Origin of the sequence: Jiangella asiatica (genome assembly GCF_004349065.1) — a bacterium.
GTDB lineage: Bacteria > Actinomycetota > Actinomycetes > Jiangellales > Jiangellaceae > Jiangella > Jiangella asiatica.
The window spans coordinates 23,361-38,199 of the sequence record NZ_SMKZ01000030.1 but is presented as its reverse complement, the minus strand read 5'-3'; the positions used below and the strand labels follow the sequence as shown (position 1 = coordinate 38,199).

Genomic DNA, 14,839 nt, shown 5'->3' with positions numbered 1-14,839 from the left:
TCGACGTGCTCGACGTAGCACACGAAGCACTGGTCAACCTGCTGCAGCCCGGCACCATGCTGTACCTCTGCCTGGGGGTGGCGATCGGTACGGTGCTCGGCATCCTCCCCGCGCTCGGGGGCCTCGCCGGGATGTCGATGCTCCTGCCGTTCATCTTCGGCATGGACCCGACCGAAGGGCTCGCCCTCCTGGTGGGCATGTTCGCCATCACGGCCACGTCGGACACCTTCCCGAGCGTTCTGCTCGGCGTGCCCGGTTCCTCGGCGTCACAGGCCACCGTGCTCGACGGCTACCCGCTCGCGCGGCAGGGCAGAGGCGCGGAGGCGCTGGCCGCCGGACTGTTCTCGTCGATGCTGGGCGGCATCTTCGGCGCCCTCGTGATGTTCTTCGCCATCTTCAGCGCCCGGCCGATCATCCTGGCGTTCGGCTCACCCGAGCTGTTCCTGCTCACTCTGCTCGGGTTGAGCATGGTCGCGCTGCTGTCGAAGGGCTCGATGCGGCTGGGCCTGATGGCCGGCGCCATCGGGCTGCTGCTGGGCTCCATCGGCGGGGCACCGACGCACCCGGTGTACCGCTTCTCGTTCGACCAGATCTACCTGTTCGACGGCATCCCGCTCGCCGTCCTGGCGATCGGCATGTTCGCGATCCCCGAGCTGATCGATCTGCTCGTGGAGAAGCGCTCGGTCGCCGGGATGAACAAGATCGAGGGCAGCGTCTTCCGCGGCATGCGCTCGACGGTGCGCAACCCCGGACTGGTGGCGCGTAGCTCGGCCATCGGCGCGTTCATCGGCATCCTGCCCGGCCTGGGCGGGAGCATCGGGCACTGGCTGGCCTACGGTGTCGCCGCGCAGACGTCGAAGAACCGGCGCAACTTCGGCAAGGGCGACGTGCGCGGCGTCATCGCCTCGGAGAGCGCCAACAACGCCACCGAGGGCGGCGCGCTCATTCCCACGCTCATGTTCGGCATCCCCGGCAGCGGCAGCATGGCGATCCTGCTCGGCGGCTTCACGCTGATGGGGCTGCAGGCCGGGCCCAGCATGGTGACGACCGACCTCTCGGTGTCGGTCTCGATCGCGTGGATGCTGGCCATCGCCAACATCCTCGCCTGTGGCGTCTGCCTGATCCTGGCCCGGCAGATCGCCCGCATCACCGTGCTGCCGGCCGAGTTGTTCACCCCGTTCCTGTTCGTGATGCTGTTCGTCGCCTCCTACCAGGCGTCGCGGCAGTGGGGCGACATCATCGCGCTGATCGCCTTCGGCCTGGTGGGCTGGGTCATGAAGCAGATCGGCGTGCCGCGGCCGCCGTTGCTGATCGGCTTCGTGCTCTCCGAGCCCGCGGAGCGGTACCTGTGGACGTCGATGGGCACGTACGGATACAGCTGGCTGTGGCATCCGATGGTCATCGCGATCGCGGCGGTGATCGTCCTCCTGCTGTGGTTCGGGCTGCGGGTCTCCCGCCGGGCGGAGGAGACCGAGGCCATCGTGGAGGCAGGCGTCGACGGCGTCGACGGCGGCCGGCCCGGCGCCGTGGTGAGTCCGCCGGACCGGGACGAGGACCGTGGCCGCGACACCCGCTCCTGACCGGTCCGGCGGCACGGTGCAAGGCGGCGTCGTGCGCGCCGCCGACGTCGCACCGGCCACGGACCTGGCGGGCCACCCGCGCACGGCCGCTCACCGGCTGCTGCGGCCGGGGACGCCGCGGTCGCGGTGGCTGCACGTCACCCTCGACGTCATCGAGTTCGGTGGCGGCATCGACCCGCATCGCCACGACGGCGTCGACGCCGACCATGCCTACTTCGTGATCTCCGGGACCGTGCGCGCCCGGATCGGCGTCGACTATGTCGACGCCGGCCCAGACGACCTGCTGGTCTTCCCCTGCGACGTCGTGCACGGCTTCACGGTGACCAGCCGCGACGGGGCCAAGGTGCTACGGCTCGGCGCCGCCGCAGACGGCCGGACCAGCGGCAACAGCGTGTTCGTCGACGAGTGACCCGCGGCTCAGGAGGCGGCCGGGAGCGGCGGCACGTCCAGCATGACCAGGGGTGCGTGGAACTGGCCGCCGTAGACGTCGCCGTCCAGCCGCGACCCACTCGGCACCGTGCGCGGCATCGAGACCTTGATCGCCAGCGCCGGCTCGTAGTGGAACACCCGCACGGCCTCGACCGGCACACCGTAGAGCGCCGCAACGCCGCCGGCGTCGAGCACGCCGCTGTCGCGGACCCGGACGTACTCCGCCCGTCCGGCGAACATCACGTCGATCGTCAGGGCGAACGGTCCGGCGTTCTTCGACCGCACCAGCGCGGCCAGCTCGTACAGCTTCACGCTCATCGCCTCCGTCAGCCGCCGACGCGTTCCAGCGCGATGTCGACGACCTCGAGCGGATCGTCGAGCGCCATCACGTGGTTCATCGAGAACTCGTAGACAGGACCGAGATCGGCGTGCGGCGGCGAGTGCGGGAACGCGACGTTGCTGACCAGCCCCGACCATCCCCTGACCGGGTGGTGCAGCACCGTGTGCCAGGCGATGGCGCAGGCACCGCGCGCGACCTCCTGGTCACCGGCCACGATGTCGATCAGTAGGCCAACCTCGTGCGGCGGGCCGGCGCGGCTCTCGGGCTCCAGGGCACCGAGGACGCCGTCGCATCCGTACACCCGCCAGGACAGCCGGTAGTCGGCTCCGTCCACCAGACCCATGCTCTGCTCGACCTTGCGGCGCACGGAGGCGAACGCGTCGTCGAGGAAGAGGTGGAGCTGGCCCAGCACGAGCGGATCGCGGATGCCGCCGATCGCCGTCGAGCGATACCCGACCAGCTCGGCCGCCTCCAGTCGCACGTCGTAGGGCTCCTTGGGCTGGAATCGGCTGCCGGACACCCGGACGCTGCGCTCGTCGCGCGCCTCGTACGTGCAGTCGCTGGTGTCGAGGACCCCGGCCGGCTCCACGAAGCGGAACGGGTCGGCGTTCTCGTAGAGCGTCTGGGCCGCGACGCTCTGCGGCGTGCAGCGCATCGCCGGATTCGGTGGGTAGACGACGAAGTCCGACTCGCCGATCTCGGCGACCACGCAGTCGGGATGGACCCGCCGTTCGACGCAGGCGGCCCCGCACTCGAGGACCTTGGCCGCATGCCACGTCGGACCACCGGTCAGGCCGCGCAGCCGCGGCAGCGCCGCGTAGATGGCCGGGTCGCTGGCCCGGCCGGCCACGACCACCTGGGCGCCGGACTCCAGCGCAGCCTCGAACGGCTCGCTGCCCATCTGCGCGACGATCCGGCTGGCTCTGTCGATCGTGCCGGCCTGGAGCGGGCCGGACTCGCCGAGCGGGTGGACGCGGCCGCGGTCGAGGTAGCGCCGCACCGTAGCGGCGTCGAGCTCGCTGTTCACCACGGCCATGGTGAAGCTCAGGCCGTCCGCGCGGGCGACCTCTCGCACCAGAGCCGCCGCCCAGTCGACGTGGGCGCGCGCACCGGCGTAGCCCGAGGTCCCCATCAGCAGCGGTATCCCCCGTTCGACGGCGGCTCGCAACATGGGCCGCAGGTCGCGCCGGTAGGCGGCCTTCGAGACCTTCGGGTTGCCCGAGCCCAGGAAGTACGGTCCCCCGTCCGTGCTCCCCGCGTCGCACCCGACGAAGTCGGCACCTGCGGTCACCGCGGCGCGCAACGACTCCTCCGAGTAGCCCGAGCCCAGCCCTCCGGTCGCGGCGACCGCGGTCACTGTCGTCATCGGAGGCCCTTCTCGCGTCGGCGCCGCGGGGACCGCGGCCGCTACCATCAATCAACGTGTTCTGCAGACTGTAAACGGTCTGCAGCCCACCGACAACGGCTCGGCAACGGGCTCGGACAACTGGTTCGGACTACGGGAGGCCCACGGTGCCCACGAGGCCGCAGGTGCTCGTGCTCGACGACTACGAAGGCGGCGTGTCCGGTTCGCCGCACCTCGCCGAGCTCGCGGACCGCGTCGAGCTGACGGCGCTGCGTGAGCCGGTGAGCCAGCGGCAGCTGGCGCGCGCCGTCGAGGGCGTCCCCGTTGTCATCGCCATCAGGGAACGCACCGGGTTCTCCGCGGAGACGCTCGCCCACTTGCGTGGGGTGGAACTGCTCCTGCAGACCGGCGGCCACGCGTATCACGTCGACGTCCCGGCGGCCACCCGCGAGGGCATCATGGTCGCGCTCGGCCGCGGCAGCACGACACCGGCCCCGGTGATCGCGGAGCTGGTCATCGGCCTGATGATCGCCTGGTACCGGCGGCTGGTCCCCACCGGCCAGGCGATGCGCGCCGGCGCCTGGCCGGCGACGCTCGGCCGGCTGCTGCACGGGCGGACCCTCGGCGTCCTCGGGCTCGGCCGGCACGGCGTCATGGTGGCCCGCCTGGCCCGCGCCATGGGGATGCGTGTCCTGGCCTGGAGCACGTCCATGACGCCGGAGCGGGCCGCGGCCGAGCAGGTGGAGGCGGCCGGCTTCGACGATCTGCTCGTCCGGTCCGATGTCGTCAGCATCCACCTGCGGCTGGCGCCGGAGACGACCGGCCTCGTCGGCGCCCGCGAGCTCGCCCTGATGGGACCGCACTCGGTGCTGGTGAACACCTCGCGCGGCGCGATCGTCGACGAGGCCGCCCTGGTCGACGCGCTGCGGTCCGGCACGATCGAAGGCGCCGCGCTCGACGTGTTCACCCAGGAGCCGTTGCCACCGGACCACCCGCTGCGCAGGCTCGACAACGTGCTGTGCACGCCACACATCGGCTACACCGTCGACGCCGCGTTCGACGACTTCGCCCTGACCAGCGCCGCCCAGCTCCGCGCGTACCTGGACCACCGCCTCGACCCCGCGCTCGTGCTCAACCCGGCGGTGGCGTGGGAGCGGCCCGGCCAGTGGGGTGGCCTTCTCGCAGACTGTTGACAGTCAGCAGTTTCTCCATAGACTGCCTGGAGCGACGGCCTGGAGGATTGATGCGGATTCTCGTCGGCTTCACCACCACCCCGGAAGGGCAGGCAGCCCTGCGGCACGCCGTGACCGAGGCACGCCAGCACGGCGGCACGTTGCTCGTCGCCCACCACGAGCAAGTGGCGCCGCCGGTCGGCGACGTCCCGGCGCGCGTCCGCTCGGTGGAGCAGCACCTCGGCGGGCTGCGCGAGGAGCTGCGCGCGTCCGGTGTCGAGGTCTGCGTGCGCACCCAGCTCGGGGTCGGTTCGGTGGCGGCGGAGCTGGTGCGGACCGCTGAGGACGAGAACGTCGACCTCATCGTCATCGGTCTTCGGCGCCGGTCCCCGGTCGGCAAGCTCGTCCTCGGGAGCACCGCACAGGAGGTGCTGCTCACCGCGCCCTGCCCGGTGCTGGCGGTCAAGCGCGACGACGCCGCGGCGGCGGGACGGGACGCGGGATGACCGATCTCACCGGCCGTGTCATCGCCCACCTGGCGGCACGGCGCGAGGTGATCGACGCCCCGGACGCCCGTGAGGCCACCGCAATGCACCTCCTGGACACCCTGGCCGCGGTCGTTTCCGGCCGGGTGATGCCCGTCGGCCGGACGGCGAGCCGCTGGCTGGCCGCCAGGCGCGCGGCGGGGCGCTGCTCGGCCGTCGGCGAGGAGGCCGGTGTCCACCCCGAGGAGGCATCGTTCGTCAACGCGATCTGCGCACACGCCGACGAGTCCGACGACTCGCACGAGCCGTCCCGCTCCCATCCGGGCGCGTCCATCGTGCCCACGGCCATCGCCGTCGGGGAGCATCTGGGCAGCGGCGGCCGGCAGGTCGTGGAGGCGATCGCGCTGGGCTACGAGGCCTGTGCGCTGATGAACTGGATGACGTGGTCCACGGCGGCGCAGCGGCGCCGAGCCCATGGCAGCACGCACGCCATGGGCGGGCTCTGGGGCAGTGCGGTCGCGGCCGCGGCGCTGCACGGGTTCGACCCGGAGCAGCAGCGGTCGCTGATCGCCTACACCGCCCAGCAGGCCGGCGGGCTGGGCACCTGGCTGCGCGACGAGCACCACGTCGAGAAGGCCTTCGTCTTCGCCGGCATGCCAGCATGGAACGCGGTGCGCGCCGCCGAGCTCGTCGCGGCCGGCTGGCCCGGCGTCCGGGACACCTTCGACGGGGAGATCACCTTCTTCACCGCGACCGGACGCGGCGTCGAGGAGTCCGCGCTGGAGCGGTCCGCGGCCTCCCCGCCGATCGTCGTGGAGACGAACATCAAGAAGTACTGTGTCGGCTCGCCCGCCCAGGCCGCCGTCCAGGCCGCGGAGGAACTGCGTGCCGGTGGCGTGGAGCCGGCCGAGGTGAGGGCGGTGCGCTGCCACCTGCCCGCGGACCTCGCCCGCATCGTGGACCAGCGGGACATGGCCGACATCAACGTCCAGTACCTCGTCGCCCGCACCCTGGTGGACGGCACCTGCACGTTCGCCGCCGCGCACGACCCGCTGGGTGCGCGCATCCCCGTGGTCGCCGGCCTGCTCGAGCGGACGACGCTCATCGCCGACGCGGACATGGAACCGATCCGCCAGGCCCGGCTCGAGATCGACCTCGCCGACGGGACCACCCGGGAGGCCACGGTCTTTCCCGTCCGCGGGACCAAGGACGACCCCATGACCCGGGCGGAGGTGGAGCACAAGGCCGACGACCTGATGGCGCTGGCATTGCCACCCGCGGCACGGCAGGAGCTGATCACTGCCTGCCGAACCGCCGACGACACCCTGCTGCCCCGCGTCGGGCGAGTGCTGCGTTCCCTCACCCACACCGGGCCGCGCCCGTGACCGGCCCGCTGCGCTGCGCGGTGCTCACCGGCGACGGCATCGGCCCGGAGATCGTCCCCGTCGCCGAGCGCGTCCTGCTGGCGGCGACCGCGCGGGCCGGTGGCGCCGTGGAAACGCAGCACCTCCCGGTCGGGTTCGCCGCACTCGCCGAGCACGGCACGACCTTCCCGGACGACACGGCCGCGGCGCTTCATGACACCGACGGCTGGATTCTCGGCCCCGTCGACACCGCCGCCTATCCACCGCCCGCCGAGGGCGGCCTCAACCCCAGCGGCGAGTGCCGCAAGCGATTCCGGTTGACCAGCAACATCCGTCCGGCCCGGGCGCTGCCGGGCGTCCCGTGCCGCTTCCCCGAGCTGGACTGCGTCGTCGTGCGCGAGAACACCGAGGGCTTCTACGCCGACAGGTCCATGGTCGACGGCACCGGCGAGCTGCCGCTGCGCGACGACCTGGCGCTGGCTGTCGGCGTCTTCTCCGCGGAGCGGATCGCGGCGGCCACCCGCGAGGCCGTCCGGCTGGCCCGGGAGCGACGCGGCCGGGTCGTCCTGGCGCACAAGGCCAACGTGCTGCCCAGGACGATGGGCCTGTACCTCGAGACCGCGCGCGCCGTCTGCGCGGAGGCGCCGGAGGTCACCTTCGACGACCTCCACCTGGACGCCCTGGCCGCCCGGCTGGTGCTCGCCCCAGAGGAGTTCGACGTCATCGTCGCCGAGAACCTCGGCGGCGACGTCCTGTCGGACCTGACGGCCGGCATGGTCGGCGGCCTGGGCCTCGCACCCAGCCTCAACGTCGGCGACGACGCCGCCATGGCGCAGGCCGTGCACGGCTCGGCACCGCAGATCGCGGGCCGCGGCATCGCGAACCCGTCCGCGCTGGTGCTGTCCGTGGCCATGCTGCTGCGGTGGTGGCAGGCGCGGAAGGCCGCGCCCTGGTGCGCCGCCGCGGCCGGCCTCGTCGAGGCGGCCGTGGCGCAGACCCTGGCCGGCGGGCTCCGGACACCAGACCTCGGCGGAACCGCGAGCACCGTGGCGTTCGGCCACGAGCTGGTCCGGCGGATCGAGACCTGACCGCCCGACGGGAGGAGCACAGACCGTGGACCGTGACACGACGACGGACCCGTGGCTGGAGGCCATCGCGGCCTTCGCCGCCGCACCCGCCGCAGCACCCGATGGGGCGCGGCGCGAGTCGATCCTGGTGCGCGTGGTCGACGCGATCGGCTGCGCCCTCGGCTCGCTGGGCAACGACGCGCCCGCCGTCGCCGCCGCCTACGCCGCCCGCCGGGCCGTCGACGGCCACCACACCGTGTGGGGCACGTCGACCCGGACCGACGCCGAGGGCGCGGCGCTCGCCAATGGTGTGGCGACCCGGTACCTGGACTACAACGACGCCTACTTCGGGATGGAGCCCATCCACCCCAGCGACGTGATCCCCACGCTGTTCGCCGCGGCGGTCGAGCGGGGAAGCGACGCCGGCGAGTTCCTGGACGCGGTCGCGGTGGCCTACGAGGTGGCGATGGAGGCCGCCGACCGGATCGCTCCCCGCCAGCGCGGGTTCGACCACGTGAACGTGACCATGCTCGGTGCCGCCGCCGGTGCCGCCGTCCTGTTCGGGCTGACCGAGCAGCAGGCGCGGCACGCCGTGTCCATCGCCGTCACCAGCCATGGAGCGTTCCGTCAGGCACGCCACGGTGAGCTGTCCATGTGGAAGGCCTTCGCCGCGGCCGACGCCTGCCGGCACGCACTGTACGCGGTCATCCTCTCCTCACTCGGTGCCCGCGGCCCGGCCGCCCCGTTCACCGGCCAGAACGCGTTCTTCGCCCGTGCCCTCGGACTCGCGCCGGACCAGGTACCGCCGCTGCCGCTGCCGGACCGCGGCGCGGCAGACCGGATCGGGGGAACCCAGATCAAGCGCTTCCCGTGCGGTTCGGTCGGGCAGAGCGCCGGCCAGGCCGCCGTCGACCTCGTCGAGTCGGGAACCAGGCTGGACGATGTCGCCGCCGTCGACCTGCGGCTCGACCCGAAGGCCGCCGCCTTGATGGTGAGCCCGGAGAAGATGGCGCCGGGCACCCGCGAGACCGCCGACCACTCGATCCCCTACGTGGTGGTGTCCACGCTGGCGCGCGGCGCGCTCGACGTCGGATCCTTCGGCGAGGCGGCGATCGGCGACGACGTCGTCCGCTCGTTCCTGCGCGACCACGTGTCAGTCGACGCCGACCCGGCCCTCGGCGGCGGACACGACATGGGGTTCCCGATCAGGCTGACGCTCACGATGAAGGACGGCACCTCACGGTCGCACGCCGTCGAGCACCCTCCCGGGTCGCCGAACCGGCCGATGACCCGTGCCGAGCTGCGGTCGAAGTTCGACGGCGCACTCGCGGACACGGTGATGGCCGGTCGGGCCGACACGATCTGGGACGCGGTGTGGTCGCTGGGCACCGCTACGTCGATCGCCGACCTCGACCGGCTGCTGCAACCGTGACCGGCCGCCTGGCGCCGCCGCGGCCGTCGACCGGCCTACGCGTGCGAGCGGATCTCGGCCAGCGAGGTCGACGTCATGCTGTCCATGTGCTCACGCATGAGCGACATCACGGTGTCCTCGTCGCCCTGCTCGATGGCGCCGAGCAGCGCCTTGTGCTCGTCGAGCCTGCTGTTGTAGCCCAGCGACGAGAAGTACCAGCGGGTCCGCTTCCCGAGGAACACCAGCAGCTCGACGAGGGCAGGGCTGCCCGACAGCTCGCCGACCGCGTAGTGGAACTGGCGGGAGTTCTCACGGTACTGGCGACGGCGCTCGGCCTGCTCCGGCGTCAGGTCGGTGACGCCCTTCGGCGGCAGCCCAACGGTGAGCTCCTCGCTCTTCGCGACGATGCGGCGCAGGCGCTCCAGGCCCGGAGCCGCCGCGTCGGGCGACGTACGGACCCGCCGGGCCGCCCGGCCCGCCGCCTCGACCTCGAGGAGCTTGCGTGCCCAGAAGTAGTCCTGGAGCTCGTCCGGCTGCGGCTCGCGCACGTAGGTGCCCTGCCGCGGTCGCACCTCCAGCCAGCCGTCGCGCTCCAGGTGTTGAAGGGCCTCCCGGATCGGTCCCCGGGAGACGCCGAGACGAGCGGCCAGGTCGCTCTCGACGAGCCGCTCGCCGGCCTTGAGCCTGCCGTCGAGGATCAGCTCCTCGAGGCTCTCGTACACCTGCTCACGCAGCGGGGCCGGCGGCCGCACAGGGCGATAGATGTCAGCCACGCGTCCCCCTCCTCTTGTCCTGCGCCGCGTGCTGCGATGCAGCGGATCGTAACACCCGGCGATCACTCGATCATGCAGTAGCCGACTGTCGGCGGTCAGCGCCTTGCTAGAAGACTGTCAACTGTTTACCATATTTCCGGAGGCGAGATGGACTTCGGGTTGAGCACCGACCAACAGGACCTGCACCAGGCCGCCCGAGCCTTCGCCCGCGCCCACCTCGGGCCCGGCGCCGCGGAACGCGCCCACGACAGCGGCTACCCGCGTGACGTCGCCAGGCACCTGGCCCGCCAGGGGTTCCTCGGGCTCACCATCCCCACCGCCCGCGGCGGGCAGGGCGCCAGCCTGCTGGACGCGGTCGTGGTCATCGAGGCGATCGGTTCGGTCTGTCCGCGCAGCGCCGACGTCGTCCAGGCCGGCAATTTCGGGGCCGTCCGCACCATCGCCGAGCTCGCCGACGACGACCTCCGCGCGCGCTACCTGCCCGGGCTGCTCAGCGGGGACACGCTGGTCGGGCTCGGGATGACCGAGCCCGAAGCGGGCTCCGCGGTGACGGACCTGCGGACCACGGTTCGCCGCGACGGTGACGCCCACGTGGTCCTCGACGGCTCGAAGGTGTTCACCACACACAGCGTCGAGGCCGACCTCTTCCTGATCTACGCCCGGTTCGGTCCGGGGACCGCGGGCATCGGATCGGTGCTGGTCGAGCGGGACACACCGGGGTTGTCCGTGGGCAAGCCGGCCACGTTCATGAGCGGCGAGCAGTGGGCGCCCCTCTACCTCGACCGCTGCCGGGTGCCCGCGGCCAACGTGCTCATCGCCGAGGGCGGCTTCGCCAGGCAGATGTCGACGTTCAACATCGAGCGGCTCGGCAACGCCGCCCGCTCCATCGCCCTGGGCCAGCTCGCCTTCGACGAGGCACGCGAGCACGCCACGCGCCGGCACCAGTTCGGCCGTCCGCTGTGCGACTTCCAGGGCATCCAGTGGATGTTCGCGGACATGGCGCTCGCACTGGAGTCCGCGCAGCTTGTCCTCCACCGGGCCGCAGCCCGTGCCGACCACGGCCTGCCCTCCGCCCACGACACCGCGCTGGCCAAGCTGGCCGCCAACCGGGCCGGCTTCGAGGTCGCCAACACCGCCATGCAGGTGATGGGCGCCACCGGGTACACACAGGAGTCACTGGTGGAGTACTGCGTCCGCCGCACTCGCGGCTGGATGATCGCCGGCGGGTCCACGGAGATCCTCAAGAACCGCATCGCCGAAGGGATCTTCGACCGGCGGTTCAGTCAGCGAAGCGGGCGCTGAGCCGATGAGGAGTGCCGAGCGCCCTGGCTCCGGCCATCGGTGGCATCGGGCCCTCCTCTCACCGCGCAGCGTCGCCCTGCTCGGTGCGTCCGACGACCCGTCGAAGACCACGGCCCGGCCGCTGCGGTTCCTGGCCGCGGCCGGCTGGCCCGGCGCGATCTACCCCGTCAACCCGGCCCGCGATACCGTGGACGGCCACCGCGCGTGGCCCTCGCTGCGGGCCCTGCCCGAGGTGCCCGACCACGCCCTGATCATGACCCGTCCCGACCTGGCCGTTGAGGCGGTGCGCGAGGCCGCCGCACTCGGTGTCCCGGTCGCGACGGTGATGGCCAGCGGGTTCGCCGAGGCCGGTGCCGCCGGCCGACGCCTGCAGGAGCAGCTGCTCGACGCCGTGCGGTCCTCGGAGCTCAGGCTGCTCGGTCCCAGTAGCCTGGGCGTGGCGAACCTGCGCGAGCGCCTGATCCTCACCGCCAACGCGGCCTTCACCGAGCCCGATCCGCCGGTCGGTGACGTCTTCGTGGCCTCACAGTCCGGCAGCGTCATCGGCGCCCTGCTGTCGCGGGGTGCGGAGATGGGCATCGGATTCGCGGGCCTGGTCTCCACCGGAGGCGAGGCCGATCTCAGCCTGGGCGAGGTCTGCATGGCGACGGTGGACGACCCGGCGGTGGCCAGCTACGCGCTGTTCCTCGAGTCCCTGCCCGACGTCGACGAGCTGCGGCGGTTCGCGGTGGCCGCGGCCGCCCGCGACCGGCCGATCGTCGCGTACAAGGTGGGCCGGTCCCGGGTGGTGAACGAGCTCACCCTGTCGCACACCGGCGTTCTGGCCGGCGACGACGCGACGGCGTCGGCCATCCTGGCCGATCTCGGCATCGTGCGCGTGGACACGTTCGAAGCGTTGCTGGAGGCGCAGGCCCTCGTCCGGCGGCTGCCGGCCGGCGGCCCACCCGCGCCGGACCGGCCCCGTGACCGGCCGCGCATCGGCGTCGTGACGACGACGGGCGGCGGTGCCGCGATGGTCGCCGACCAGCTCGCGGTGCGCGGGGCCGACGTGCAACCGCCGAGCGAGCGGACCCGGCGGCGTCTCCACGCCAGCGGCATCGAGGTCGACGGCGCACCGGTGATCGACCTGACCCTTGCCGGCGCCAGGTACGACGTTGTGAAGACCGCCCTCGACGTGCTCCTGAGCAGCGGCGACTTCGACCTGCTCATCGCGGTGGCCGGGTCCTCGGCCCGGTTCCAGCCGGAACTGGCGGTCCGCCCGGTCGTCGACAGCGCCGGCGCCGGAACGGCGCTGGCCGCCTTCGTCGTGCCGGCCGCTCCAGACGCGCTGCGAACGCTCCGGCAGTCGGGGGTGCCGGCGTTCAGGACGCCTGAGTCGTGCGCCGACGCCGTCACCGCTGCGCTGCGCCGGCGCGCGCCGCGTTCCGCGCCCCCGCGCGTCCAAGCCGGGAGTGAAGCCTCCCAGCTACATGCCACCAGGACGTTGACCGAGGACGGGTCGTACCAGCTGCTCGACCGGCTGGGCGTCCCGCACGTGCCCTGGGTGCTCGTCGACGTGGCCGCACCGCCGCCGGAGCTCCCGTTCGACGGTCCGGTAGCGGTCAAGGCGCGGGCGGCGAGCCTGCCGCACAAGTCCGACGCCGGCGGCGTGGTCCTCGACGTCGGCGACGCCGAGCGGCTGCGGCACGCGATCGACACCGTCGTGGCGAACGTGTCCGGGCACGCACCGGACGTCCACCTGCGCCACTGCCTCGTCCAGCCGATGGTCGCCGGTGTCGCCGAGGTGCTGCTCGGCTACCGCGTCGACGCCAGCGGCACGCCGGTCGTCGTTCTCGCCGACGGCGGGGTGGCCGCCGAGGTCCTGGGCCGGCGGAGCCTGCGAGTGGCGCCGGTGGACCTGCGCACGGCGCACGAGATGATCGACGAGATCGCCGCGTCCGACGTTCTCGGCGGGCACCGCGGCCGTCCCGCCGGTGACCGTGCGGCGCTCGCCGAGGCGGTGGTGGCGCTGTCCGGTGCCGGCGAGCTCCGCGGCCCGGCCGTGGTCGAGCTGGAGGCGAACCCCGTCGTCGTGCTGCCCGCGGGCCACGGCGTGGCCGCCGTCGACGCACTCGCCGTCCTGGCCGCGGAGGACAACGGGGAGGCACCGTCATGACGATCGGCCGGCCCGCCCACCAGCCGTCCACGACCTCGAACGACGGCACCGTCGCCGTGGCCCGGCACATCGCGGCCGCCGCCGAGCGGGAGCTGCCGGCGCCGACCGTGGCCGCGGCCAAACGCGCCGTCCTCGACGCGTTCGTCGCGATGATCAGTGGTTCCCGCCTGGAGGCCGGCCGGCTGGCGCGCCGCTATGTCGCCTCCTACGGGTCCCGCGGCGAGGCCAGTCTCGTCGGCGACGGCGGCTTGGTCCGTCCGGAGCTCGCCGCGCTCGCCAACGCGATGAGCGCGCACGCCGACGAGACCGACGACGTCCACGACCTGGCCCGGATGCACCCGGGCGCCAGCATCGTGCCGGCCGCGCTGGCCTTGGCCGAGACCGAGGCTCGCAGCGGTCGCGACCTGCTCCGGGCGGTCGTCCTCGGCTACGACGTGGGGTGCGCCGTCTCCGTCGCCGCGTGGGGCAGCCTGGAGGCGATGCAGAAGTCCTACCGGAGCCCGCACTCGCTGGCCCAGCCGTTCGGTGCCGCGGCCGCGGCGGCGAGCCTGGCCGGCCTGTCCCACGATCAGGTGGTCCACGTGCTGGCGTACGCGGCGGACCAGGCGTCGGGCTTCACCTCCTTCTACCGTGACGAGCGGCACCTGGAGAAGGCGTTCAGCTCGGCCGGGATGCAGGCACACAGCGGGGTGCGCGCGGTCGAGCTGGTGCGGCACGGTTTCACCGCCGTCGACGACGTCCTGGACGGGACGCCCAGCGTGTTCGACGTCTTCGGCGCCGGGGGCAGCGCCGCCGCGATGGTCGACGCGCTCGCCGGACAGCACTACGTGGAGCTCACCGACCTCAAGCGCTACCCGGTCGGGATGCCCATCCAGGCGGCCGCCGAGGCGACGGAGTACCTGCTCGCCGAGCGGCCGTTCGGCCCGGCCGACGTCGTCGCGCTCACCTGCCGGCTGCCGCCACACGGCGCGCGCATCGTGGACGGCCGCCACATGCCGGACATCCACCTGCAGTACGTGCTCGCCGTGATCGTCGCCGACGGCGGGCTCACCTTCGAGTCGGCGCACGATTATGCGCGGCGGCGCGGCGCGGATATCTCGGCGCTGATGGAGCGGATCGAGCTGCTGCCAGACCCCGGGCTCGACGGCGTGATCGACGGACACCTCTCCAGCCGGCGCGCGGTCGTCGAGGTGCGGTTGCGCGACGGCACCCGGCTCGAGCGGCGGGTGACGGCGGCCCGCGGCTCCCGACTGCGGCCCCTGGACTGGGACGAGGTGTGCGCGAAGGCGCGGCGAGTCCTGGGCGGCGGCATCGGGCCGGATGCCGTCGACGCCCTGTGCGCGGCAGTCGCCGGCCTCGAGCAGGTCGCGGACGTGCGGCAGCTTCGTCCGGTGCTGACCCCGGCACCACGGTGAG

Annotated in this window: 13 protein-coding genes; 10 read left to right on the top strand and 3 right to left on the bottom strand. The window is 72.9% G+C overall.

The window, feature by feature from the left end; genetic code table 11:
• The first annotated feature begins 5 nt into the window (after positions 1-5).
• Together E1269_RS19680 and E1269_RS19675 are read left to right on the top strand one after the other, a co-directional pair.
• Entirely contained in the window at positions 6-1,580 is a 1,575-nt protein-coding gene (locus E1269_RS19680) for a tripartite tricarboxylate transporter permease (RefSeq protein WP_131897652.1), read from the top strand.
• Positions 1,558-1,989, top strand: a complete 432-nt coding sequence (locus E1269_RS19675; RefSeq protein ID WP_131897650.1) for a cupin domain-containing protein — start codon at positions 1,558-1,560, stop codon at positions 1,987-1,989. The genes E1269_RS19680 and E1269_RS19675 overlap by 23 nt, the downstream gene beginning before the upstream one ends.
• Positions 1,990-1,997: 8 nt before the next feature.
• Here E1269_RS19675 and E1269_RS19670 read toward each other — a convergent pair whose 3' ends face one another.
• Both E1269_RS19670 and E1269_RS19665 read right to left on the bottom strand, forming a co-directional pair.
• Positions 1,998-2,327 carry a DUF4387 domain-containing protein gene (locus E1269_RS19670; protein ID WP_203433908.1) on the bottom strand — a complete coding sequence of 110 codons (330 nt, stop codon included), beginning with the start codon at positions 2,325-2,327 and terminating at the stop codon, positions 1,998-2,000.
• An 8-nt stretch (positions 2,328-2,335) separates the two neighbouring features.
• Positions 2,336-3,715 (bottom strand): acyclic terpene utilization AtuA family protein, encoded by a 1,380-nt coding sequence (locus E1269_RS19665; RefSeq protein WP_162606520.1) that lies wholly within the window; start codon positions 3,713-3,715, stop codon positions 2,336-2,338.
• Between the two features lie 146 nt (positions 3,716-3,861).
• On the opposite strand from E1269_RS19665, the gene E1269_RS19660 reads away from it, so the two are divergent.
• The 5 genes from E1269_RS19660 to E1269_RS19640 are packed head-to-tail and all read left to right on the top strand — an operon-like array spanning position 3,862 to position 9,214.
• Positions 3,862-4,887 (top strand): D-2-hydroxyacid dehydrogenase family protein, encoded by a 1,026-nt coding sequence (locus tag E1269_RS19660; RefSeq protein WP_131897646.1) that lies wholly within the window; start codon positions 3,862-3,864, stop codon positions 4,885-4,887.
• 50 nt (positions 4,888-4,937) lie between these two features.
• Positions 4,938-5,372 carry a universal stress protein gene (locus E1269_RS19655; RefSeq protein ID WP_131897644.1) on the top strand — a complete coding sequence of 145 codons (435 nt, stop codon included), beginning with the start codon at positions 4,938-4,940 and terminating at the stop codon, positions 5,370-5,372.
• The gene (locus E1269_RS19650; protein WP_131897642.1) at positions 5,369-6,736 is read left to right on the top strand and encodes an MmgE/PrpD family protein; all 1,368 of its coding nucleotides are present in this window, start codon (positions 5,369-5,371) and stop codon (positions 6,734-6,736) included. The genes E1269_RS19655 and E1269_RS19650 overlap by 4 nt, the downstream gene beginning before the upstream one ends.
• Positions 6,733-7,803 carry an isocitrate/isopropylmalate dehydrogenase family protein gene (locus E1269_RS19645; protein ID WP_131897640.1) on the top strand — a complete coding sequence of 357 codons (1,071 nt, stop codon included), beginning with the start codon at positions 6,733-6,735 and terminating at the stop codon, positions 7,801-7,803. The genes E1269_RS19650 and E1269_RS19645 overlap by 4 nt, the downstream gene beginning before the upstream one ends.
• A 25-nt stretch (positions 7,804-7,828) precedes the next feature.
• Complete coding sequence (locus E1269_RS19640) at positions 7,829-9,214, top strand: MmgE/PrpD family protein (protein WP_131897638.1); 1,386 nt, start codon at positions 7,829-7,831, stop codon at positions 9,212-9,214.
• Between the two features lie 35 nt (positions 9,215-9,249).
• Here E1269_RS19640 and E1269_RS19635 read toward each other — a convergent pair whose 3' ends face one another.
• Positions 9,250-9,966, bottom strand: a complete 717-nt coding sequence (locus E1269_RS19635; RefSeq protein WP_131897636.1) for a GntR family transcriptional regulator — start codon at positions 9,964-9,966, stop codon at positions 9,250-9,252.
• Between the two features lie 147 nt (positions 9,967-10,113).
• On the opposite strand from E1269_RS19635, the gene E1269_RS19630 reads away from it, so the two are divergent.
• From E1269_RS19630 to E1269_RS19620, 3 genes are read left to right on the top strand one after another with little or no spacing between them, the layout of a single operon-like run.
• Positions 10,114-11,268, top strand: a complete 1,155-nt coding sequence (locus E1269_RS19630) for an acyl-CoA dehydrogenase family protein (RefSeq protein ID WP_131897634.1) — start codon at positions 10,114-10,116, stop codon at positions 11,266-11,268.
• Between the two features lie 4 nt (positions 11,269-11,272).
• A complete protein-coding gene (locus tag E1269_RS19625; protein ID WP_131897632.1) occupies positions 11,273-13,423 on the top strand; it encodes an acetate--CoA ligase family protein in 2,151 nt (716 codons plus the stop codon).
• Positions 13,420-14,838, top strand: coding sequence for an MmgE/PrpD family protein (locus tag E1269_RS19620; protein ID WP_131897630.1), 1,419 nt, complete (start codon positions 13,420-13,422; stop codon positions 14,836-14,838). The genes E1269_RS19625 and E1269_RS19620 overlap by 4 nt, the downstream gene beginning before the upstream one ends.
• Position 14,839: the final 1 nt, after the last annotated feature.